Consider the following 23,037-nt stretch of genomic DNA (forward strand, 5'->3'; position numbering starts at 1 on the left):
TTGTCCACCGACCCATACCCTGCGCCTTTAATCGATAAAAAATGCTTCCCAAAAGCATTACAGTCCGTTCTGCTTCCATGCATCATTTCCCAAAACCCTTTTTGGGCCAAAACTTCCGATTTGGCTGTCACAGCTGCAGCAAGCATAATAGTGATAGGTGGAATACTTGCCGGTCTTGTCAAAAGCCCAAAGAGAATCAACGCTTCGAAAACTATTTAAAATGTGCCGACAAAATTACCTAAAAAAATCAGGCAAAGGCAGACCCTTTTTTTTAAATCGTCCTGATCCATTTGTCTCAGCAAATAAAAATTTCTGAATTCCTTCTGAAAGAAATACAGATCCAACCATCAGCCTAATTAAGATTGCTGCTTTTAAATTATCAGTATTTATACTCTTTTTTTATATTTTCATTTTGTCCATTTAATGATTTACAGAGCCGGTAATGGGCTTGTCCCAAACTTTTCCGTTCTTACTATCCCTTTTAGCGGCTATTTATCATAAACCAAATAATGCTTACATGGTGAATATCTAAGCTTTTGCAATACTACATAAAAAAGAGATTCTGCAATGGCTGTTTTAGGAGAATTGAAATTTAATTTTTCATTAGGCTATTAAAAGAGCAATAATTTTTTTCACTGCTATTTTTGCATCTGCTATTTTTATGCAATGATTACCTAATGCATCTTACACTGCAAAAGAAAAACATAAAATCTTTTTTCTTTAAATTTTATATCGTAATATTGCAATATAAACATAAAACGATGGGAGCAACAAAAACAGATCACTTTACAGAAAGCCAGAATGAGCTTGCTGTTTTAGCCAAAGCGTTAGGCCATCCTGCGCGTATCGCTATTATCGAATATCTATTAAAAGTGGATGCCTGCATCTGCGGAGATATTGTAAACGAACTTCCCCTCTCTCAGCCGACAGTTTCACAGCATCTGAAAGAATTAAAGAATGCGGGTCTGATTAAAGGAAGCATTGAAGGAAACTCAATCTGCTACTGCATCAATGAACCTGGACTTGAAAAGATAAAAGGCTTCTTTGAGCATATATCAGATCATTTGGTAAAGAAGAGAAGCGAATGCTGCTAATCTATAAAAATATGGAAATCAGAAAACTTTCGGACAAACACTGGGATCAGGTAAAAATAATTTACCAAAAAGGGATAGACACCGGCAATGCCACTTTCCAGACCAGTGCCCCTTCATGGGAAGACTGGGATCAGTCGCATCTTAAGTCATGCCGAGTTGTGATGCAGAAAGATGGTAATGTAATTGGCTGGGCTGCCCTTACGCCTGTTTCTTCACGCTGCGTTTATGCAGGAGTTGCAGAAGTAAGCGTATATGTAAATCCCGCACATTCAGGAAAAGGAATCGGGCTTACCCTTTTAAATGAACTTGTCCGACAGAGCGAAGCAGAAGGAATCTGGACGCTTCAGGCAGGGATCTTTCCTGAGAACACGGCAAGTCTCCGCATTCATGAAAAAGCAGGTTTCAGGATACTTGGAACAAGGGAGAAAATCGGAAAACAAAATGGTATCTGGAGAGATACTGCGCTTCTTGAAAGAAGAAGCTCCGTTATTAATTAATAAAAAATATAGTTTAACTAAATATAAAAAATTATGAAACTTTCAGAAATTAAAGAGGTGCTTAAAACAGTGGAAGCCGTAAATTTTGAACTGCCGGACGGCACATTTGTACCGGAATATTTTCACGTAACCGAAGTAGGCCTGGTGACCAAAAACTTCATCGACTGCGGAGGAACAGTAAGAAAAGAAACTGTTGTAAATTTCCAGCTTTGGGATGCCAACGACTACGAACACAGGCTTAAACCTCAGAAGCTGATCCACATCATTGAACTTTCAGAAAAAGTATTGGGAATTGAAGACAATGAAATTGAAGTGGAGTACCAGAACACTACTATCGGTAAATACGATTTGGATTTTAACGGCAAAAACTTCACTCTGCTTAATAAACAGACAGCCTGTCTTGCTCAGGAGCAGTGCGGTATTCCATCTGATAAGCCTAAAGTAAAATTATCTCAGCTAAATGCTGATAATGCTTCTTCATGCACTCCGGGCGGAGGATGCTGCTAATCATTAAACAGATAATCAATAAACCTTTACAGCCAAAAAACTATGTTATATCCACAAATTGAGAATACCATTAAATCATTTGATTTTAAGCAGATTTCCGAAGATCGCAAAGCAGTCCTGCAGCCATTAATTGACTTCATTCAGACTAAAGTGGACAGTAAGCTGGAAACCAGACTAAACCTAATCTGCACACATAATTCCAGAAGGAGCCACTTATCACAGGTTTGGGCGCAGACTGCGGCGGCCTATTACGGCATCACAAACGTTTCATGCTATTCAGGAGGAACCGAGGCTACTGCCCTTTTCCCAATGGCAGCAGAGACTTTGAAGGATTCAGGATTCAACATCAAAACGCTTTCAGAGGGATCAAACCCCGTTTATTCCATAAAATATTCAGCTGACGAACTTCCTGTCATCGGTTTTTCCAAAACCTATGATGATGACTTCAATCCTGAAAGCGGATTTGCCGCAATAATGACCTGCTCGCAGGCTGACGGCGGATGCCCGTTTATAGCAGGTGCTGAGAAAAGAATCCCGATTACCTTTGAAGATCCAAAAATTTCTGACGGAACGCCTCAGCAGAAAGAAACTTATCTGGAGCGAAGCCTGCAGATAGGAACTGAAATGTTTTACGTATTCTCGCAAATAAAAAAATAAAATGTCAGCAAATAACTGTGCACCAGTGGTCGGACGCAAAAAACTAGGCTTCCTTGACCGCTTCTTAACCCTTTGGATTTTCCTTGCTATGGCTGTAGGCGTGGCAGTGGGATACTTTATTCCTTCAAGCGGAGATTTCATCAATTCTTTTTCCAGCGGCACCACAAACATTCCATTGGCAGTAGGACTTATCCTGATGATGTATCCGCCTCTGGCAAAAGTAAAATACGAGCAGATGGGACAGGTTTTCAAAAACACAAAAGTCTTGGGCGCCTCTTTACTGCTGAACTGGATTGTAGGTCCCGTCTTAATGTTTTTATTGGCGCTGCTGTTTTTAAACGGATATCCTGAATACATGATCGGGGTAATCCTTATCGGTCTGGCGCGCTGTATCGCAATGGTTGTGGTATGGAACGATCTGGCAGACGGAAACCGTGAATATGCAGCAGGACTTATTGCCCTTAACAGCATTTTTCAGGTGCTGCTTTACAGTGTATACGCGTACCTTTTTATAACCATTCTTCCTCCCTATTTTGGATATGACGGTTTTGAAGTGAACATCAGCATTGCACAGATTGCCGAAAGCGTCGGTATCTATTTAGGTATTCCATTTGCTCTGGGAGTCATAAGCCGCTATGCTTTGACAGCTTTAAAAGGTTCTGAATGGTTTGAGAATAAGTACGTGCCGTTTATCTCGCCGATTACTCTTATTTCACTGCTATTTACAATTATTGTAATGTTCAGCCTGAAAGGGGAACTTATTGTTCAGATCCCTATGGACGTTGTTCGTATTGCAATACCGCTTGTGATTTATTTTACTTTAATGTTTATCATCAGCTTTTTTACAGGAAAATATTTTGGGGCTGACTATTCAAAGGCAACTTCTATAGCATTTACGGCCACCGGCAATAATTTTGAGCTTGCCATTGCCGTGGCAATCGGCGTGTTTGGAATAAACAGCGGCCAGGCCTTCGCGGGTGTCATAGGCCCTCTGGTAGAAGTGCCTGCTCTTATAGCACTGGTAAACCTTGCATTCTGGTTCAGAAAGAAGTATTTCGCAAAACAGCTGCCTGCAGAAACTGCTTAAAAGAAATATGAGAATTGCAATAATATCGGATATACATGCGAACTTCCCCGCATTGGAGCAGACCTTAAAAAGTATTGAAGAGCACAATATAGATGCGCTTTACTGTTTGGGAGATTTGGTCGGCTACAATTTATGCCCCAATGCCGTGATCAATGAGATCCGTAAAAAGCATATTCCCACCCTTGCAGGAAATCACGATGTCAAGGCTGTCGAGATACACAATGACGGTTCAAATGACATTGAAAGCTACGCATACCAGATTGTGGGCAAAGAGCAGATAAAATATCTTTCTGCTCTTCCTGCCCATATTAAACTTGAATATCAGACGGCTAACAAACTTATAAAGATTTTGATGGTTCATGGAAGCCCTTACAGCAGCAGGGAATATCTGCTTGAGGATAAAAATGAGAAAGATTTCACTGATATCTTTCTTGATTCCAATACAGACATTCTAATCTGCGGGCATTCTCACCTGCCGTATCATCGCATATTGGAAAACCCCAATAAGAAAGGCAGTTATTTTCATGCCATTAATGCAGGGTCGGTTGGAAAACCAAAAGATAGAAATCCAGACTGCTGTTATGCTGTGATAACCATTGAAAAAAGCAGTAATCTTTCCAAAAAAGACGGCATTAAAGTAGAATTCATTAGAGTGCCGTATGATATTGAAAAAACAGCGCGCGCAATTGAGGAAAGTCCTCTTCCGGACGTTTACGCACATATGCTCAGAAAAGCATATTAATGTATTGATATAAAACCTGCTATGGAAAGTTTTAAATTATTTTTAAAGAGCATCGTGCCTCTCACCGATCAGGAATTTGAAAATTACAGGCAGTATTTTAAAGCAAGGACATTACCCAGAAACAGTTATTTTGCAGAGATCGGCAAAACCTCTAATGAGGCGGCTTTTATTAAAAAAGGACTGCTCAGAACCTACTATATAAATGAAAAATATGAAGAAGTGACTTCCTGCTTCTGTGAAGAAAATAATCTCACCGCTTCCTATAAAAGCTTTATCTCGCAGCAGCCTTCAGAACTTTCCATTCAGGCAGTTGAAGACACTGAGCTTATAACAATCAGTTACACTGACCTTCAGAATCTATATCAGCAGAGTCCTATCTGGCAGAATATCGGACGCACAATTGCCGAGCGGCAGTATATGGTAATGGAGCAGTATGCAAGTGTTCTGTGTAATGAAACTGCAAAACAAAAATACCTGCGGCTGCTCAAAGATCAGCCTTCCATTATAAATAAAGTTTCGATAAAGGATATGGCAAGTTATCTTGGCATAACACGAAGAACGCTCAGCAGGATTAGAAAAGAAATCACTAAGTAAATTCGAGGACATTTGTCCTTTCAAACAGACCGGCTGCCGCACTATTTTTGCTTCTGATAAATTCAAATAAATGGAAACAGCAATTATTATTACCACCGTTTTACTTATTCTTTTCTCAATACTTGCAGTATATGACGGCTTGTATCTTCATATTTTTAAATACAAGCTTCACAATCATCCCCAGAGCAGAGCAGAGCATCTTACACATACGATAAGAGCAGTTTTCTTTCCTGCGATTTTATATTTATTCTTCCTCAGGCAAGAGTACAGCATAAGCTTTATAATTGGTACGGTGCTTGTGTTTTTTGATCTTTTAGTTCTCGCAGTTGATGCTTACATTGAAAAAGACAGCAGGGCATTTATGGGAGGGCTGCCGCGATGGGAATACATTCTCCACCTTTTTGTCAACGGATTTCATTTCGCATCTACAGCAGTATTTTTATCGCTTAAATTAAAGTATGAAAATGATGGCATAGCTATTATACCAAACATAAGTGAATATCATAATTTTGAATTATTTCATACAGTTGTTATCAGCCTCTTACCTGGCGCTGTTATCATTGCCTTGCTTCATGTTTTATTAATCAATTCTGAATCCCGTTTTTTTTTGAATCGTATCTGCAGTAAGATTCAAAGCAGTCAGTTTTGAATCTTACTTTAATAAATTATCGTAATTTTCCTTTCAATAAAATAAATCGCATAGATTCACTGCTTCTGAAGCCGCAAAACCTATTTATTTTTGTGCCTGGAGGTAATAATAGCTTTGTAAGATGCAGCAAAAGGTATTTTAAAAACGAAAATTGAGTATTTATAGAACTACAGCAGTTGTGTCTGAATGTGCTGTCCTCCAAGACAAAAAAGGGGCTCTGCGGCAGCCCTAGCCCCGATAGCAGTGAAATCCTTTTGTGCGGGTGTTCGCTGCAAAAGATTGGATCATACAGCGGGAACATCTGCTGAAAAATTGCCATATAAAACTAACGATAAGCAATTTACTTTTGGAAGCAGATAACTATACCCTTTCGATTTTACAAATAAAACAGCAGGCTTCCGAATTTCTTGCATGAAGATATTCAACATCGCTTTTTGTTTCAAAGATTTCAGCAATGAGCAAATCGATATCATTATCGCCAACTAATGTAGTAAAAATCATTTTTTGTTCTTTACTGTAGCCGATCAGGGATAAAGGGAAGTTTTCTTTATCTGCTTTTAATGCTGCGGGGAAATTGTAAATATCCGAATATTGCTCCACTTGGTCTTTATGAATAAATATTGGTCCGGATTGATTAAAAGCATTGTTTTGTGAGAAAGGACTGTAAGCAAAAACCAAACGAATATCCTGACCGACAGTAAATGGTTTGAGCGAAATCCGGCACGGCCCTTTTCCCGTTGCTAGCTGCTCATAAACCTGATTGCCAAAATCATCAATATTTGTTTTCCTGATTTTGCTTACAAACTCTTTAGACAACGGAACAATTTTAAATTTTCTCATATTTTTTATATTTTAAATCTAAACAAATTTATATTCTGTTTTTCTTATTAAAAACCCGTTTCTTGCTCAATTAAAACACCGTTTTATCTTAAAAAGCCAAGAAAAAGTGCAAGAGAACTTTCAGACCGGCCATACCTCCCCTGATAAATCCAATGCTAAAATAGAATTGCATTCAATATGCTTTTAATGGAAACTTTCATATTCATAAAACTTTAAAAAAAATGGCTAATGCTATTTTTTCAACGCAATACATTCTATTTCAATGCTCGCGTTTTTTGGCAGTGAAACTATTTCAATTGTGCTTCGGGCGGGAAAGTGATTGTGGAAGTAGCTTCCGTAAATGTTGTTCACGGTTTCCAACTGCTTGATGTCGGTAATAAAAATCGTGGTTTTAGCAATATGATCCAAATCGGAGCTGTTATTTTCTAGAACGGCTTTTAAGTTTTCGAAAACCTGAATGGTTTGTTCTTCAATTCCATTTTTCAAAGTGTTTGTTTTTGGATCAACGCCTATTTGCCCCGAGACAAACACTAAATCTGCAAAACTGGTGGAATGGCTGTATGGGCCAATTGGTTTTGGCAGATTGGAATGGTTTGCAGCAATTATGGATTTGGTATTACTGCAGGAAGCGAAAACTAATATGGCTAGAAATAATGCTATTTTTTTCATCTCTATTCTATTTTAAAGGATAAAAAAGAGGCTAATTTTTTAAAACTAACCTCTATGATTTTTTATTTTTTTACAAATTTCAATAACTCTGAATTGAATTTATCCAATTCTTCGATGAACAAGGCATGGCCGCTTTTTTCCAAAGGTACCAATGTAGAATTTTTTAATAGGGAGTGCATTTGTTCAGCTAATTCATAAGAACATATTTTATCCAATTTTCCGTGAAGGATTAGTGTTGGGATTGTGATGTTTTTCAAATCCTCTCTCAAGTCGCTGTCTCTAAGCGTTTTCAATCCTTCAGCCATTGCATAAGGCGAAGCTTGTGCCTGAATAGTACCTAACCATGCGCCATATCCGGGAGAAACGCTTGTTTCGTTAGCAGGGAATATTTTTCCAAAGTTTTCCAATAATTGAGGTCTGTTGGTATTGTTCAATTGGATTAATCCGTCCACATCTTCTTTACTCCAAAAACCATAATTAAAATCGGCTCTTTTTGTCCATGTTGGCGCTGCCGCTCCGAATAAAGCCAGTTTAGAAACGTGTGCCGCTTTGTATTTGGCCACATAGTGAACTACAGTCGCACCTCCCATTGAAAATCCTCCGATTGTTGCGTTTTGAATGTTCAATTTGTCAAGAACCACTTTGATATCGTCTGCAAAAACATCGTAATTGTATTTTCCTGCCGGCTTGTCAGATAATCCGAAACCTCTCAAAGTAATTCCGATAACTCTGTATCCTTGTTGAGTAAAGTAAGCATATTGATACTCATACATTGCATCGCTCAATGGCCATCCGTGGATCAAAACGATTGGCTGTCCTTCGCCAAGGTCGGTAACGTGAAGCTTTACGTTTTTTTCAACTTCTACATATTCTTCTCTTCCATAAGATGCTGGAACTCTTTTTGTCTGTGCAGACGAAACGCTGCTAAATAATACTGCTGTAAATAAACCGATTGATAAAATTAAATTTTTCATGTTTTTCTAAATTTTAGATTGTTATTTTTTAAATAATTTGGTTATTGTGATTTGATGTTGCAAAGTTGGAGCAAAGTGCAGGAAAGGACAATGGATGGTTTTCTCTTTGAACTGCACTTTTTTCCCTTTCTTGATTTATGACTGGATAAATTCCAAAATGTCTTTGTTGATAGTCTCAGCTTCAGTAGTCGGCATACCGTGTGAGAAGCCAGGATAAATGATCAGTTTTCCGTTTTTCAAAAGCTCAGCTGCTTTTACAGCAGTTGTTTCATAAGGCACAATCTGGTCGTCGTCACCATGCTGAACCAATACTGGAACATCAATGCTTTTAAGGTCTTCAGTAAAATCAGTTTCAGAGAAAACTTCAATACAATCATATTGCGCTTTGATGCCGCCCATCATTCCCTGTCTCCACCAGTTGTCCTGAATTCCTTTTTTTACATTCGCTCCTTCACGGTTGTAGCCATAAAAAGGAATAGTCAGGTCTTGGTAAAATTGCTGTCTGTTGTGTAAAGTATTGTAGCGGATATCATCAAATACAGCCAATGGCACACCATTTGGGTTTCTCTCGTCCGCAATCATATAAGGGGTAATGGCACTGATCAAAACGACTTTTGACACACGTCCTTTTCCATATTTTGCCGCGTAACGCAAAGCTTCTCCTCCGCCAGTTGAATGCCCGATATGGATTGCATTTTTAAGATCCAAAAACTCAGCCAGTTCAGCCACATCCTGTGCGTAAGTATCCATGTCGTTGCCTTTATATGTTTGAGTAGATCTTCCATGGCCTCTTCTGTCGTGGGCGATTACCCTGTAACCCTGATTAAGGAAAAACATCATTTGGGCATCCCAGTCGTCAGATGACAGCGGCCATCCGTGGTGAAAGAAAATTGGCTGTCCTGCTCCTAAATTTTTGAAGTAAATTTCTGTTCCGTCTTTTAATGTAAACTTGTTCATGTTTTTTATATTTAAATGTTATTGTTTTTTTGATAAGGCAAAGTTGGGATTAATCCGGGCGCCCATCAATGGATGGTTTTCTCTTTGAACTGCACTTTTTTCCCTTCTTTAAAATTGTTGCTGTCTCAATCCGGTGATGAAATCGCTTAAATACCCAGGCGCCTCAATGGACGCATTTCTCTTTGGACTGCATCTTTTTCCTTTATTTTGAACAAAGCGTCGGTTAAGCCTTTTTAATTGTTTGCATAAAAAAAGCACGGCTTAAATGGCCGTGCTTTGTATAGTTAAAACTGTTTTCTAAATGAAATTGGGGAGAGTCCCGTGTTTTTTGTAAAAAAACGAATGAAATAAGCATCGTCTTCATAATTCAGGCTATAGGCAATTTCCTTTACCGTCATCTGTGTATGTGCAAGGAGCCTTTTGCTTTCAAGAACAATCCTTTCCTTAATGATATCATTGGGAGTATTCTTGCTGACCATTCCAATTTTCTTACTGAGATTTTTGGGAGTTACAGACAGTAAATCGGCATAGTCCGCAACCGTATGGAGCATCCTGAAATGCTGTTCAACCAGTTTGCTGAACTTTCGTAAAAACTGCACATCGGCCTGCTGGCTATCCTCAGCTAATCGGTGCTGGTGTTTCCAAATTCGGGTCGATTTCAGTATGATGAGTTTTAACAGTATACGAAGCATTTCCTCAGTATTTGCATCCTCATTTTTCATCTCAAATTGAATTTCCCGGATTATTTTCTGAATATCCTCCGATTGATTTTCGTCCAATGCAATGAATGGAATTTCAAAAACATTATTGTACAAAATTCCGTCGCAGGCTACTTCCTTATCGTGAATTTCTATGCAGTAGAAATCCCGATTGAAATGCAATAATTGTCCCGCTTTGATTTCGCAGGGCTTTATCACCACCTTTGGATTTATAAACAATAAGGAATCAGTCTTCATCTCTATCTCTTGAAAATCAACCTGAATAATAGCGTTTTTAGGCAAGAATAAAATTTTGATATGTTCCTCCACAGAATCAAATCCGCCTTCTTCAAAGGATTGTTTTGTAAAATTTAAATTGCCGAATTGTTTGTAGGAGAATTCTTTTAACATATTGTAATTATAAGTATGAATTGTTTTTTCTTTTTATGCTTATGGATAATTTGCTATCGGGATACTTTATTATTGCCTAACACCATAATATATTAGGTAAAAATATTGAAATTCTTATCCAATGCGCAAATCAGCGCGATAAAATTTCCTATATTCTACTGTAATTAATATGCAGGCATTCCATATCAAATGCAATGGACCCTATTGAACTGTTGTAAATTCCTAAATTGCTCTTTTGCCACCGTTTTCGCTTAATAGTGAGCTAAACGCTGCCAATCAGCACCTACTGGATAATAATATGAAAAAGCCACCGCTTTATTTTAAAACTTTACAAAATGCAAAAAGATTAATCCAGCCAAATTGTAATTAATTTTCCCTCAATCCCCAACAGTGCATCTAAACCAAATCTATAAAGCGCATGAAGACAGACACTAAAAATAGGGAACCAATCTCTTCAAATCTTCCATAAAATGTATAGAAATTTGTCCCATTCCTCTCATAAAAGCCAAATGGCGCCAATTGAAGGCAATTGGCGCCATTATTTACATATATTACCCTGTTTGTTAAGCACTTCCGACTCATTACATCTTTTCAATACTGGGAGGAATCAATTTATACATGACCGCCGTTACAATTCGTGATAAAATTGTAGAGCTGATTAACCCCCCAATTAGCACAATTGCCAATGGCGCGATCAAAGGATTTGAATTTAACGCAATCGGAATCAAACCGCAGATTGCAGTAATTGAAGTCAGTACTACAGGCAGAAAACGTGTTTCTCCTGCAATTGCAATAGCTTCTTCGATCGAGTGTCCTTCCTGTCTCAGCTGATTGGTGAAATCCACCAGCAGCAAAGAATTCTTTACCTGAATTCCCGAAAGACCAATAAAACCGATTATAGCAACCAAAGACATCGGGCTTCCATTGAGAAGCAATAATAGCACACCTCCTAAAATCCCCAGCGGTATGATAGATAATACAATAATAATTCCTTTAAAAGTTTTAAACTGCAGCAGTATAAATACATTTACTTGCGAAAAGCAAGTGATTTTAAATTTATTTTATGAAAACTCAAAAAAAGAGATCAGACTGCCCGGTAAGTTTTTCACTTGAAGCCTTTGGAGACAAGTGGTCACTGCTGATTGTTAGGGATTTGATGCTTAAAAAAAAATGCACCTATGGCGAATTGGCAAAGTCTGATGAGAAAATAGCAACTAACATTTTGGCTGCCCGGCTGCTTTCATTGGAAGAAAACGGAATTATCCAGAAACTGGAACATCCTGACAGTAAAGCCAAAGTATTATATCAATTGACGCAGAAAGGAATGGATTTAATTCCAATAATTGTTGAAATTAATCTTTGGGCGGAAAAGTATACCGACATTCCTGAAAAAAGAAAAGAATTGCTGGCACAGATGAATGCTGATAAGGAAGGATTTATTAGAAATGCTTTTAAAGAACTGGAATCAAATCTATGAAAATACCTGTTTGACTCTCAGATACGTATGAAAAAACAGTCTGTCAAAAGAAAAACACCTCCCCAGTACAGGCTCAAATCCCTTGACAGGACTGCCCATTTTGCGTAAATTTGCCCCATGACAACCGAGGAAATAAAACGCTATTTTGAAGCCGCCCCCCCGCCCAAAGAAGTGGACTGGAAGCCCTGGGCCAAAATTACAGATTCACAGGCATTTCTAAAGAGCTGCTACGCCACTATTAAGAATTACAAAGGAAGCCTTGATATGTGTCCGGCCTGGTGGCACCTAAAAGATTTTTATATGCTTATGAGAGCAAATGCGCAGCAAATTTCAAGTGAAAACCAAAGCGAACAGCCCTGAATGTGCAGCACTGTTTTAAAAGGCATCCTTATACCTGCATCTTATATTTTTACTTTTACCGGTTATATTATCAAGCGGCCGCCTCCAGAAGATGCCGCTGAAAGCATAAAGCGGATATTCAGCACCGTTCTTTTTTTGACCGTCCCAATCTAGGCGCCGTATTGGTTTTAATCCTTTTAATGCAGTATTATGCACCTGTAAGCTGTTTGAATAATTAAAAAGCGGTCCGGGCTATGGCATAATCCGGGTCTAAATAACTATTTTTACAGCCTTGCAGCCTAAATGATCATGCGGAAAACATACTGATAATGAAGAGATTTAAATTCTTAAAAAACAAATATAAAGCTGAGCTGCTTATCGATACAGGCACTTACAGGGACATTCCATACTATTTTTTTGAAAGCGAGCTTCATGATACCGATTTCTACGAAATCATATTTTTCTCTAAAGGAAACGGGATTTTAGAACTTGACCAGCAGCGAATTGAAATTTCAGACCATACCGTGATTTTTATTTCTCCATTTCAAAAAAGAAAATGGTTTTTGGACAAGACTAAAATTGAGTGTTCTTTCCTTTTTTTCCAGGACAGCTTCCTGTCTGATTTCTTCTCTGACAAGCTCTTCACTTTCAGGCTGCAGTATTTCTACAACAAAACCAAACCGCTCTCTATCAAGGTTAGTGATGACTTCTTTTCACAGTTGGAGAATATAATCGGCGAGCTGCTCGCTGAGATAAAAACATTCAGGTCAGACAGCGACCACCTTATAAGGGCACTGCTGTATGCTGTACTGATCAAACTCAACAGGGCCTATGCATCGCATTACCTTCTCTGCTGCGAAACAGAAAATAACAGCACTGCATTTATGTTCAAGGAGATCCTGCAGAAGCAAGTCCGCAGGACAAGAAACATCGACTATTACGCCCGGCAGCTGGGCATCAGCAGGGTTACGCTCAATAAATGCATCAAAAAGCAGTTCGGAGTTACCGTTTCTGAAATGGTAAATGAATTTATACTCTTTGAAATAAAGTCCCTGCTGTGTTATACCAGGCTTAATGTAAATGAAATTTCATACCGGCTTGAATTCTCCCAGGCCAATCATCTGACGCGTTTCTTCAAGGCGCAGACCGGGACTTCCCCAAAAGAATTCAGGAATGCTTATCAAAATGGTAGTTCTGTTATCTAACCGGTAATTATTCTCTTTGGGCTGTATTGTATTTTTGCGGATGAAAATATTTTTCCAAAAACAGCCTATCCATGAAAAACAGCACCAGATCTGCCTTAATGTTTACCTTGATACTGCTCCCCTGCTTACTATTTGGACAGCAGCGGCAAACCATTGAACTTGCTGATTTATACAAAAAAGGTAAGCTGAAACCGGTAAACAGAGAGGTAAAAATTGTTTCCAGTGACAGCGGAGCCTATCTAAAAATAGCCCAAAGCAAAAAGGAAGGCCTTGTATGGCTGCCTTTTAAGGACTTTAAAAACGGTACAATTGAAATCCAAATGCGGGGAAAAGACGTTTTCCAGCGGAGTTTTATAGGGATTGCCTTTCACCGTGCCGATGACAGCACTTATGATGCTGTCTACTGCCGTCCTTTTAATTTCTCTGCTAAAGATTCCATACGCAGAATTCATGCCGTGCAGTATATTTCCCATCCCGATTTTACCTGGGATAGATTAAGAAAGCAGAGCAATGCGGTTTTTGAGAAAGAAATCATCAATCCGCCAGACCCAAACGGCTGGTTTACAATGAAATTAGTAATTGAGGGCGCAACTGTCAAAGCCTTTATAAACAATGCGGCCCAGCCTTCCCTTACAGTGCAGAAACTCAGCAGTGCATCACAGGGAAAAATAGGGCTCTTTACAGCAGACAGCAGCGGAGGAGACTTTAAAACCATCAGGATCAATTATAAAAATTAAAAACAATGCCCCCTGGATGCCGGGAGAGCCTACTTCTGTGATAAAATTCACTTATGGACTGCCTGGTACCTCATTATGTCAAGAAAGGCCTGTAAATATGAGCTAATATCAAATATTATGATCAAAAGAATACTTTTAATTACCCTTATTTTTATGCCCCTTTTCACTGCTCAATCACAGAAGGAAAGCTTCAGTATCTGGGGAAGGATTGTAGATAGCGGATTCAATCCTATTGAATCATTTTCCATTAAGGTTTTCGAGCTTAATGCTTTTACAGATCAGAGAAAAAAAATCCAGGATTTTAAGGTCTGGGATCATAATGGGGAATTTTTAATAAAAAACCTTAGCGCGCAGCCTTATCTTATTGAAATTACAGTTGAAAATTATACCCGGTACAGCATTATAAAAACAGTGGCAGATAAAAACGAATCAGTAGGAGAAATCGTTTTACAGAATACCTGGTAAACCAATGAAGACCAAACTATCCCTGCATTGTGTCCTTTTGAAACCAGAACTTACCAAAATGATGCTCTCTTACAAAACAGATTTTTTTTGATCAGCAAAAAAAAATGCCCGCCAGATTTTAGCTCCGATTGGCAGTGAAATCCTTCTGCGCCGTGGTCCGCTACAAAAGATTATAACAGACAGCGGGACAGTTCCATGAAAAAATTAATTTGATACCTGTACTTTATTGTGATAATATGATTCCCATTACACGAAGACCTGCCTGCTTCCCTTTTTTGAGGACTTTGATCCGGACAACACAGATCATGCTGCATGACTTTGATCCCATTAAAATGCACAGTGAAAAAGCCCCGGTCATTCCCGGTTTGACAAATGCTTTTCCGAGACAAAAAATAAATTTCTAACCGGACCCATCAAGGCTTTGGCCCAGTGCAGAAAGAACACTTTTTTCAGCAGCAGCACAAATCCGGCAAAAGAACTGGGTTTCTGCAAATATAGGTCGGCCCCCTTCTCAAAGGCATCTTCAATATCCGAAGCATGATCCCAAGTGGAAAGCATAACGGCCGGGATGTCCCGAAGCCCATCGTCTTTCTTTATTTCCTCCAGCGCCTCTTTCCCTCCTTTAACGGGCATATTGATATCGATAAAAATCATATCGGGATTGGGCTTGGATTCATCCCTGAGCGTATCTAGGAGCTCCTGACCATTTTCAACGGTCGTTACCTCAGAGGGCACCTCAGCCTCCTCCAAGGCATCAAGGAATAATTCCTGGTCTTCGGTATCATCCTCGGCCAGTATAATCTTTACCGGCTCTTTTTCATCTGCCCCTTCAGGGGACGTGCGGGCATTCTCAGAATTTATCATCTCAAAGCGGATTTAAACTCATCAAATGTAGCGCAAAAATGCTTAGAAGATTCCTGTAAACCAATAATATTAAAAACAGCAGGAAATTTAGCCCGCAAAGAGCAGGCACAAATAATTCAAAAAAAACCGCCGGCCAGATTTTATAAAGCACTATGGCCTCGCTGACAATTCTGCTGCCTTTACCGGAGATCAGACCCGGTCTTTGAAAAAAAATCCAAAAACAGGTAAAAATACGGGCAGGTCTGCAAGGCATTTGTACTAATTTTAGTCTGATTAAAAAAATCTTAAAAAAAAACCGGCGCGAGCTTCAAGGCTGAGAGTCTGTGTATGTTCTATATAATGAGCCCTGTATCATTAAACCTAAATAATTATGAGAATTGGAATCATAGGAATCGGCAGCCTTACCCTTGAACTGGCCATAAGGTCTGCCAGGGCAGGATATAAAATTACCCTGCACAATCCCAGGGGCAACAGCCTTGTAGGGGAAGTTACTGCAAAAATGGGATCCAATGCCACCCTTGGCTCCCTTGAGAAGGCAGCGGCAGCAGATATTATACTTTTATTCCTTGCAAAGGATGATCTGGAGTGTGTCTTGAAGAAGCTGCCGGAGATGTCAGGAAAAATAATCCTGCATACCAGCAGCCTGATTTTTGATCCCCACTCGCTTTTATCGGGCATAACCCATGCAATGACCTACAAAATTACGGCATCGCTGCTCCCCGAGGCCCATATTGTAAAGCTCTTCAATCCGATAGATTTAAAAGCTGACAGCAAATGCACGGCCCATACAAATAGGGAAGAAATATTTTTTATTGCCGATCACAAGGCTTCGGGAAACTGCACCCGGAATTTTCTTAAAACACTGAATTTTACACCCATTGATCTTACCGGCAGGCTGCATCTGCAAAATACAGCAATGAAATTAAAACCAGTAATGCGTCCCCGCAGAGGGCCGTTTTCATAATAAACCGAATTAAAAAGACAGATTCCTGCATCGGACCGCAATGAAAACCAAAGCTCACCTTTTAGGGTATAAAAAAAGCTGCCCCGGCGTATGGGATGCTCCGGCCTTCTGATGTGAAGAAAACGGTTTTTCGGATCTTTGATACCAAAAACAAAAAAGCCCGCCTGGGTACAGCAGACGGGCCTGGGTAAAAATCCTGAGTTAATTGAGTTAAGCTGGGTAATCTATTGATATGGTCTGCGAGAGGTTCTGCTCACTTATAAAGGCCTCAATATACTGCTGCACTTCATTTCTTTTATCGGGCTGGGTCTCAAAAGTATTGATATGATACTGCTCGTCCTGGTCCATGATATGGATAATCTCGGTATAGCCTTTTGAAATAAGGCTTCCTTTTAATTTAATTACCCTGAGCTGCTGCTGAGGCTCCAGATCCTTTCTCACCCTGAATTGTACTTGTCTGTGCATTGTAAAAAAAACTTACGGTGATAAACCGCTGTGATTATAAATCAAATATAATTATTAAAAAGCTAACCCAGGCATGCCTGAATGTTAAAAAATAACCTGTACGGCCTAAAATTTGCTGCTCCGCTGCTTTAAGAGCAGCAGCAACGTAAAGACCGAGCCCTGGTCCTTTGGCTTTTGTGGTGCCGCCATGCTGCTCAGCAATTTTCCTGCAGAGCGAAAGCTACACACCGCTGCCTTCATACTGGTCTTTGGAATGATAACAGTCAAAGGACGTGAAGATCCGCTCACTGTTAGCATTATCAAGCCCGATGCCATTATCCTCAATACTGATCTGCATCCAATCCCCCTGCTCGTCTTCTATGATACCGCAGGCGATAGCCACACGGAGCGGTACCTCTGCTTTGGATAATTTCAGGGCATTGTACACCAGACTGTAAAAAAGCTCTGTCTTTCAAATATGTCCGCAATCCATTAAAGCTCAATATCCCTTGTTTCTTTTCAGTACTTTGATATAACAGCAGACTGCGGCAATGAACGCTGAAAGAAAATTGGAGTGAATGCTGAAAGTAAAACTGATAATAATATCACTTGTGCCCTGAGATTAAAAATACCTGCAGCGGCAGATCCGGCTGCTCTGCCTTGGCACTCACTGCCTAGCCCCCCGCAAAAGCTTTGACTGCGCAGAGAAATACAGCCACGGCTGCTAAGCAGCAGGCCGGCCGGGCCACTTCAAATCATCCTTTGAATAAAATAAAAAATTTCAGCTTAAAAGGAAACCATGACCCGCATGGGGATCCTTCCAGTCAATTTCCATGACTCTGCGTATCAGGAATTTTAAATCCCTGTATGATACGGGCTTGACGGCATAAAAATCCGCCCCCATACCAAAGGCACGCTCCATAGTTCGGGGATTTCCCGAGGTGGAAAAAATAATAACCCGAATGTCTTTTATATCTTCTGAGCAGCTGCGTATTTCTTTAAGACATTCAAAACCATCTTTTAAGGGCATCTGCAGATCAAGAAGGATAAGGTCTGGAAGCGGATCCGGCTTTACAGACAGGGCTTCCATAAGCGCTTTGCCGTTTTCAAAAAGCCTCAGGCCCGCCAAAGGGAACATCTCATAAAAAAGCTCGGCAAAAATTTCCCTGTCATCAGGATCGTCATCGGCAAAATCGATATTTTTCATAGCTTTATGGCGTAATATTCTCTATTTTATAGTATAAGTTTAAGGAATCTTAAAATTAAAACGCTATATCTATAATCTATATTGACTTAAAACTTTAAAATCTGATGATACAAAAGATTACTAATAATTAAATATACACAATTTTCCGGAACCTGAACAAAAACAGGAATCTTACCGTAATTAAAACTTTTTCTTAACTGATTTCAAGCCCCTGCACCACAAAGGCATTGCCGCCGCAGCCTGCTCTAAGCCAGAGGAAAACTCTCTTAAAGGCACCCGAATTTATTTTTATAAAGATTGAGTTCCTTGTCGGTTTTTTCCAGCAGTTTCTCCAGAAGGGCAATCTTGTCACTGTAGAGCCTGTTTAAAACACTGCCCTGTCCTGTGCCGGCAATGCTTTTAAAGCCGGGTTCCACATAATGACTGATGTCAAACTTTATGATGTTTCTAACATCCATTTCAAAGACTGCGGCAATTTCTTCCAGCTTTTCAAAACTCAACCGGTTTGAGCCTTTTTCAATCCTGCTGTAGCCCGCCTGTGTGATATTAAGCCTTAAGGCCATATACTCCTCGGTGCAATTTTTAAGTTCTCTGATTGTTTTTATATTTTCATTTATTCTGCTGTACATAAATCTGGATTTAATTACGTTTAAATTTGCATGCTAACGAACATGCTGAATCAGGCACTACTGCAAATAAATAAACCTGAGGTTTTCATGCAATAACAAATGTTAACTGTTTGGATGTTTTTTTTCATGGCATACTCCAGGCAGCTCAGGTACACGGTACTGATATTAAGGCATGAAGCAATATAATACTACGGCACCCGCTGCGTAAAGCCTGCAAACTGGATATTCATGGTTTTATAGCACTCCATTGGAGAATGCATGTAAAAATCCTTTATCTTTTCGTGAAGCAAAAAAATAATCTCCCATAATAATTCTTCGCAGCTTATCTCCATATCTCTAGATTTTACATAGATTCATATACAAATTAACGCTGCAAAGACCGTAAAAATTTCCTAAAAAATATCAAAACTCTGCCTGGCCACTATAAAATAGTACTTCCAGCCGAACTTAAAATTTTGCTTTATGCCGTCAGCCTGTTTTACATGATCGCCTGCCAGGAAAAATGGATTCAAATTCAGCAAGGATTGTCTGTCATGCAGAGCACTCTTAGGCATCTTAATTACTTACTGCCTGCTTTTTTTTTCCTTAAAAATTCTAAACTGATTATTTTCAGCTCACACCTTTTACAGGAGTGAGGGAAGAATGCTTTGTGATTTAAAACCTTATATAAAAAAATAGCTTCCCATTTTTTTTATTTTTGATTCAATTTTCTTATTTTTAAAAAAAATATTTTGTGGAAAAAACTTTTGTGCTTCCTGATAAAATACTTCAATTACTTGCAGCAAATATTAATTCATGCCTTACTTTTGAAGAGCTCTCAGAACTGCTTAACCCGGTTTTTAAAACCTCAGGCATGAATATCGGCAATCCGTCTCTTGAAAAGCTGAAGCATGCAGAAACAGTAGATGCCTTAATATTTTTGGAACAGCAGGGATATATCGTTTTAAATCCAGATAATGACCAGAGCACCGTAAGCCTTAAGGGGATAATTAAAATAAAAAATGACAGGGGCTTAAAAAGCAGCTTACCAAGCTAAAACAATTCACCTGCCTGATAAACTTTAAAGAAGCCGGCGATGCAAACAGATAAAATAATGCCAATATTCATAACCTTTGTTAATTATAAAAAAAGAATATAAAAAAGCATGCAGACCAGCAGTTATGCCTTTAAACTTCTTCCTAAAAGTTAATAAAAACACAATTTAATTTCTTTTTACCCTTTACCGCATTTCAATACACTACATTTGAACAAATTAAATATTTAAGATGCAGGAAGGTACAGTAAAATTCTTCAATGAAGATAAAGGTTTCGGATTTATAACGCCAAATAACGGAGGAAATGAAATTTTTGTCCATGTTTCAGGCCTATCGGAAAATATCCGTGAAAACGACTCGGTTCGATACGACATAAAAGAAGGCCAAAAAGGGCCGAACGCAGTAAATGTAGTGATAGCTTAATATACTATAGCTTTGATAAAGCATCTGTCCCTGACAGGTGCTTTTTTTTTTATCATAAAACAATTCAAGAGCCTTTTGGCCTTATTAAATTATTTTTTTAAGCATTCCGCTAATATAAAACCATGAAACGGAAAACATTAAATAAATTATTTGGCATATGTGATAAGCTTCATCAATATAGATGCAAATCAAAGAATGATTTAAGGGATCTTTTCCTATTGCAGGTCCTGACCAGTTTGATTATGGATAATAAAAAAGCAAATAATTATTTTCTGTTCTGAACTAAATGATTGATAATACGCTCAAGGATTATCAGTATTGCTTAATATTAAGATATTTCTTTTAAGCTGGATCTCCTGAAATCTAAAGGTGAGATACCGGTATATTTTTTAAAATATTTTACAAAATAAGAGTCATCGTCAAAACCCAGGCAATTTCCAATTTCACTGATATTATAACTGGTGCCGAGTAGCAATCTTTCTGCTTCTGCAATAATCCTTTCGCAGATAATCTCAGAGGGACTTTTATCTAATAATTGGCTGGTAAGACCCGATAATGTCCTGGAAGAGATCTGCATAAGTTCTGCATAATGGCAGATTTTAAGTTCTTTTTTATAATTTTCCTCTACCAGATCCTTCAGCCCTCATAAATAGGAAACTGTAGTGCACCTGCTTTTTTTCAGCCTTAGTTTTTACGCCATAACTAAGCAGAGACATAATGATTTTTAAATACCAAGGCAGTCCCATTTCTTTGGCAAATTCAGGTGTCGGCGGTCCTGAAATAGAAATTATTTTCCATTTGGTCTTAAAACATTCAACGATTTTTCAAGTATTTTTTGATCCTGGCTGTTTACAACAACATCATAATCTTTAAGTATAGTTTCAAAATCAATTGTTTTGCAATGGCAATTCCTATTTCTCCCTTTTCAATCATTTTTGCTTTTATATCCTTATTTTATAATTACTCTAAACAAAGAAACAGCCAAAAAAATACGTATCATAAAGAAAAATAAAATGAATTTTCAATCTATAATTAGATAACTTAACAGGATTCGAACACGAGGAATAGAGTCAGGATTAAGTTTTTATTATCCTAAATTGTATTGAATTGATTCATTGACAAATAATGATACCCATTTAGAAAATTACCTTTCATTTAATGATTACTTATATCTTCCCCTCTCAGATCCCCTTTATTAATTGTTGCTGGACTGAGTTTAAAAATTAGTTTGTTTCTGCATAAAAAGCTTACACAATTTCCACATTAAACATGGGAATTATGAAACATCTTAGTAAGCCGGCATAATGCAGTCAGTACCGCTTTAGGATAACTTTACAGCACCAAAAAACATAATCTATGCATCCAAATACGATTCTTCTGCAAGACATAGCGGACAATACCCTTCTGCCTACGGCCGTCTATACTGGTGATAATCTTATGATTGTATTTGCTAACCAAGCTATGACCGAAACGTGGGGAAGAGGAAAGCAGGTGCTGGGCAGAACATTTAGCGAAGTGCTTCCAGATTCTAAAAAAGAATATTTATCTAATCAGGCTCTTAGCGTTTTAAAAACGGGAATACCAATTCAGGACCGGGATGAAAAAGTAGAAGTCAGCAGAAATGGTGTAATTTTATCCTATTACTTGAACTATAGTTTTATTCCGCTTTACGATCCAGATAAAAATATCTACGGCGTACTTAATACCGCTGCAGATGTTACAGAACTTCATGAATCCAGAGAGAAGACCCTTAAGGCAGATGAAAGGCTTAAAATGGCAATTGATGCTTCCGGCATAGGAACATACGAGATAAATCTAACAACCAGAGAAGTTGCTTCATGCGGAAACTTTAAGCAGATTCTAGCAGTTGATGAACTGAAAGATATTGATGTTTTAATTTCAAAAATCCACCCCGAAGATCTGGCTGTCCGGGAGAATGCACATAGAGAAGCCGAAATTACAGGGCTGATATCTTATGAAGCAAGAATAATCAGCAGCGGCCAATCTGAGAAGTGGGTAAAAATAACCGGAAAGATTGTTCGTGATTTAAATGGATCGCCCCAGACCATTATAGGAACTATTCTGGATATTAATGAGCAGAAGAAGTTTCAGGAAGAATTAAAAAAACAGGTTGCACAAAACACAGAAGAGCTTCGCCGCTCCAATGATGATCTTCTGCATTTTGCACATATTGTCAGCCATGATCTTAAAGAGCCTGTAAGGAAAATTAAGTTTTTCAATAATCTCTTAAAAAATGAGGCGCAGGATTTTATAAAAGAAAAATCTAAAAAATATTTTGACAAACTGGATCAGAGTGCACAGAGAATGCAGAATATTATTGAAGGGATTTTAGCCTACTCCACTATTAACAAATCCATACAGACTGTTGAAAAAATAAATCTCAATGAGATTTTTGAAAATATTAAGACCGATCTCGAGCTTATCATGAAAGAAAAAGGAGCCATACTAATTACCCGAGAACTTCCTGATATCCAAGGGGCACCAATTCTAATACACCAGCTCTTTTACAACCTTATTCAAAATGCCCTAAAGTTTTCAAAACCGGATCAGCCCCCGCGTGTTACCATAAAATCGTCGATTATAAAGGATAATGGTTCGGACTTTTTAAGGATCATCATTAAGGATAATGGAATCGGACTGGATCCAGTCTACGCTGAAAGGATTTTTAATGACTTTGAAAGGCTGCATTCCAAAGATGAGTATGAAGGAAACGGCCTGGGTCTCTCGCTCTGCAGAAAAATAGCAAAAAGGCATAATGGAACAATCACCGCTCCGGAAAAAAAGATAAAGGTGCAGAATTTAGAGTTTCTCTTCCATTAAGACAGAGCAGATCTGCAATTTAATAATATCAA

29 protein-coding genes are annotated in these 23,037 nt (G+C 38.6%); 17 read left to right on the forward strand and 12 right to left on the reverse strand.

Annotation, left to right across the window (positions count from 1 at the left end):
* Positions 1–761: 761 nt before the first annotated feature.
* From BSF41_RS01610 to BSF41_RS01645, 8 genes are all read left to right on the forward strand, one after another.
* Positions 762–1,094: a helix-turn-helix transcriptional regulator gene (locus BSF41_RS01610; protein WP_095927850.1), complete on the forward strand. Its 333-nt coding sequence runs from the start codon at positions 762–764 to the stop codon at positions 1,092–1,094.
* On the forward strand, positions 1,085–1,591 hold the full coding sequence (locus BSF41_RS01615) for a GNAT family N-acetyltransferase (protein ID WP_095927777.1): 507 nt from the start codon (positions 1,085–1,087) through the stop codon (positions 1,589–1,591). Before BSF41_RS01610 ends, BSF41_RS01615 begins: the two co-directional genes overlap by 10 nt.
* Positions 1,592–1,624: 33 nt before the next feature.
* Positions 1,625–2,098 carry a DUF6428 family protein gene (locus BSF41_RS01620; RefSeq protein WP_095927778.1) on the forward strand — a complete coding sequence of 158 codons (474 nt, stop codon included), beginning with the start codon at positions 1,625–1,627 and terminating at the stop codon, positions 2,096–2,098.
* A gap of 42 nt (positions 2,099–2,140) precedes the next feature.
* The gene (locus tag BSF41_RS01625; RefSeq protein ID WP_095927779.1) at positions 2,141–2,755 is read left to right on the forward strand and encodes a low molecular weight phosphatase family protein; all 615 of its coding nucleotides are present in this window, start codon (positions 2,141–2,143) and stop codon (positions 2,753–2,755) included.
* 1 nt (position 2,756) lies between these two features.
* The gene (arsB, locus tag BSF41_RS01630) at positions 2,757–3,842 is read left to right on the forward strand and encodes an ACR3 family arsenite efflux transporter (RefSeq protein ID WP_095927780.1); all 1,086 of its coding nucleotides are present in this window, start codon (positions 2,757–2,759) and stop codon (positions 3,840–3,842) included.
* Between the two features lie 7 nt (positions 3,843–3,849).
* Positions 3,850–4,584: a metallophosphoesterase gene (locus tag BSF41_RS01635; RefSeq protein WP_095927781.1), complete on the forward strand. Its 735-nt coding sequence runs from the start codon at positions 3,850–3,852 to the stop codon at positions 4,582–4,584.
* A gap of 21 nt (positions 4,585–4,605) precedes the next feature.
* Positions 4,606–5,178 (forward strand): Crp/Fnr family transcriptional regulator, encoded by a 573-nt coding sequence (locus tag BSF41_RS01640; protein WP_095927782.1) that lies wholly within the window; start codon positions 4,606–4,608, stop codon positions 5,176–5,178.
* A 70-nt stretch (positions 5,179–5,248) separates the two neighbouring features.
* Positions 5,249–5,827 carry a hypothetical protein gene (locus BSF41_RS01645; protein ID WP_216359036.1) on the forward strand — a complete coding sequence of 193 codons (579 nt, stop codon included), beginning with the start codon at positions 5,249–5,251 and terminating at the stop codon, positions 5,825–5,827.
* Between the two features lie 360 nt (positions 5,828–6,187).
* Here BSF41_RS01645 and BSF41_RS01650 read toward each other — a convergent pair whose 3' ends face one another.
* The 6 genes from BSF41_RS01650 to BSF41_RS01675 all read right to left on the reverse strand — a co-directional run bounded on the left by BSF41_RS01650 (position 6,188) and on the right by BSF41_RS01675 (position 11,425).
* Complete coding sequence (locus tag BSF41_RS01650; RefSeq protein WP_095927783.1) at positions 6,188–6,667, reverse strand: DUF1203 domain-containing protein; 480 nt, start codon at positions 6,665–6,667, stop codon at positions 6,188–6,190.
* Between the two features lie 231 nt (positions 6,668–6,898).
* The gene (locus tag BSF41_RS01655; RefSeq protein ID WP_095927784.1) at positions 6,899–7,336 is read right to left on the reverse strand and encodes a Rid family detoxifying hydrolase; all 438 of its coding nucleotides are present in this window, start codon (positions 7,334–7,336) and stop codon (positions 6,899–6,901) included.
* Positions 7,337–7,398: 62 nt separating this feature from the next.
* Positions 7,399–8,310, reverse strand: a complete 912-nt coding sequence (locus BSF41_RS01660) for an alpha/beta fold hydrolase (protein ID WP_095927785.1) — start codon at positions 8,308–8,310, stop codon at positions 7,399–7,401.
* Between the two features lie 135 nt (positions 8,311–8,445).
* On the reverse strand, positions 8,446–9,267 hold the full coding sequence (locus BSF41_RS01665) for an alpha/beta fold hydrolase (RefSeq protein WP_095927786.1): 822 nt from the start codon (positions 9,265–9,267) through the stop codon (positions 8,446–8,448).
* Positions 9,268–9,551: 284 nt separating this feature from the next.
* Complete coding sequence (locus tag BSF41_RS01670; protein ID WP_095927787.1) at positions 9,552–10,376, reverse strand: helix-turn-helix domain-containing protein; 825 nt, start codon at positions 10,374–10,376, stop codon at positions 9,552–9,554.
* Between the two features lie 581 nt (positions 10,377–10,957).
* Positions 10,958–11,425: an efflux RND transporter permease subunit gene (locus BSF41_RS01675; RefSeq protein WP_256385510.1), complete on the reverse strand. Its 468-nt coding sequence runs from the start codon at positions 11,423–11,425 to the stop codon at positions 10,958–10,960.
* Between the two features lie 14 nt (positions 11,426–11,439).
* Between BSF41_RS01675 and BSF41_RS01680 the strand changes: the two genes are divergently transcribed.
* From BSF41_RS01680 to BSF41_RS01700, 5 genes are all read left to right on the forward strand, one after another.
* A complete protein-coding gene (locus tag BSF41_RS01680) occupies positions 11,440–11,853 on the forward strand; it encodes a helix-turn-helix domain-containing protein (protein WP_095927788.1) in 414 nt (137 codons plus the stop codon).
* A gap of 117 nt (positions 11,854–11,970) precedes the next feature.
* Positions 11,971–12,213 (forward strand): hypothetical protein, encoded by a 243-nt coding sequence (locus BSF41_RS24060; RefSeq protein ID WP_095927789.1) that lies wholly within the window; start codon positions 11,971–11,973, stop codon positions 12,211–12,213.
* A 308-nt stretch (positions 12,214–12,521) separates the two neighbouring features.
* Positions 12,522–13,397 (forward strand): AraC family transcriptional regulator, encoded by an 876-nt coding sequence (locus BSF41_RS01690; protein ID WP_091490879.1) that lies wholly within the window; start codon positions 12,522–12,524, stop codon positions 13,395–13,397.
* Between the two features lie 71 nt (positions 13,398–13,468).
* Complete coding sequence (locus BSF41_RS01695) at positions 13,469–14,134, forward strand: hypothetical protein (protein ID WP_091490881.1); 666 nt, start codon at positions 13,469–13,471, stop codon at positions 14,132–14,134.
* A gap of 117 nt (positions 14,135–14,251) precedes the next feature.
* Entirely contained in the window at positions 14,252–14,599 is a 348-nt protein-coding gene (locus BSF41_RS01700; protein WP_141248107.1) for a carboxypeptidase regulatory-like domain-containing protein, read from the forward strand.
* Between the two features lie 354 nt (positions 14,600–14,953).
* On the opposite strand, the gene BSF41_RS01705 is transcribed toward BSF41_RS01700, so the two are convergent.
* Entirely contained in the window at positions 14,954–15,463 is a 510-nt protein-coding gene (locus BSF41_RS01705; RefSeq protein WP_095927791.1) for a response regulator, read from the reverse strand.
* Positions 15,464–15,833: 370 nt separating this feature from the next.
* On the opposite strand from BSF41_RS01705, the gene BSF41_RS01715 reads away from it, so the two are divergent.
* Positions 15,834–16,427: an NAD(P)-binding domain-containing protein gene (locus tag BSF41_RS01715; RefSeq protein ID WP_095927793.1), complete on the forward strand. Its 594-nt coding sequence runs from the start codon at positions 15,834–15,836 to the stop codon at positions 16,425–16,427.
* Positions 16,428–16,637: 210 nt separating this feature from the next.
* Here BSF41_RS01715 and BSF41_RS01720 read toward each other — a convergent pair whose 3' ends face one another.
* The 4 genes from BSF41_RS01720 to BSF41_RS01735 form a co-directional block, all read right to left on the reverse strand.
* Positions 16,638–16,892: a hypothetical protein gene (locus BSF41_RS01720; protein ID WP_095927794.1), complete on the reverse strand. Its 255-nt coding sequence runs from the start codon at positions 16,890–16,892 to the stop codon at positions 16,638–16,640.
* Positions 16,893–17,112: 220 nt separating this feature from the next.
* On the reverse strand, positions 17,113–17,322 hold the full coding sequence (locus BSF41_RS24065; protein WP_095927795.1) for an ATP-binding protein: 210 nt from the start codon (positions 17,320–17,322) through the stop codon (positions 17,113–17,115).
* A gap of 330 nt (positions 17,323–17,652) precedes the next feature.
* Positions 17,653–18,078 carry a response regulator gene (locus tag BSF41_RS01730; protein WP_095927796.1) on the reverse strand — a complete coding sequence of 142 codons (426 nt, stop codon included), beginning with the start codon at positions 18,076–18,078 and terminating at the stop codon, positions 17,653–17,655.
* 266 nt (positions 18,079–18,344) lie between these two features.
* Positions 18,345–18,707, reverse strand: coding sequence for a helix-turn-helix transcriptional regulator (locus BSF41_RS01735; protein ID WP_095927797.1), 363 nt, complete (start codon positions 18,705–18,707; stop codon positions 18,345–18,347).
* Positions 18,708–19,440: 733 nt separating this feature from the next.
* Between BSF41_RS01735 and BSF41_RS01740 the strand changes: the two genes are divergently transcribed.
* Both BSF41_RS01740 and BSF41_RS01745 read left to right on the forward strand, forming a co-directional pair.
* Positions 19,441–19,743 carry a hypothetical protein gene (locus BSF41_RS01740; RefSeq protein WP_095927798.1) on the forward strand — a complete coding sequence of 101 codons (303 nt, stop codon included), beginning with the start codon at positions 19,441–19,443 and terminating at the stop codon, positions 19,741–19,743.
* A 229-nt stretch (positions 19,744–19,972) separates the two neighbouring features.
* A complete protein-coding gene (locus BSF41_RS01745) occupies positions 19,973–20,164 on the forward strand; it encodes a cold-shock protein (protein ID WP_091490900.1) in 192 nt (63 codons plus the stop codon).
* Between the two features lie 328 nt (positions 20,165–20,492).
* Here the strand turns inward: BSF41_RS01745 and BSF41_RS01750 are convergent, their stop codons facing one another.
* Positions 20,493–20,741, reverse strand: coding sequence for an AraC family transcriptional regulator (locus tag BSF41_RS01750; protein ID WP_091490902.1), 249 nt, complete (start codon positions 20,739–20,741; stop codon positions 20,493–20,495).
* A 779-nt stretch (positions 20,742–21,520) separates the two neighbouring features.
* Between BSF41_RS01750 and BSF41_RS01760 the strand changes: the two genes are divergently transcribed.
* Positions 21,521–23,005, forward strand: a complete 1,485-nt coding sequence (locus BSF41_RS01760) for an ATP-binding protein (protein ID WP_253251744.1) — start codon at positions 21,521–21,523, stop codon at positions 23,003–23,005.
* Positions 23,006–23,037 lie beyond the last annotated feature (32 nt).

Origin of the sequence: Flavobacterium sp. ACN2 (assembly GCF_002303885.1) — a bacterium.
In the GTDB taxonomy this organism is placed as follows: Bacteria; Bacteroidota; Bacteroidia; order Flavobacteriales; family Flavobacteriaceae; genus Flavobacterium.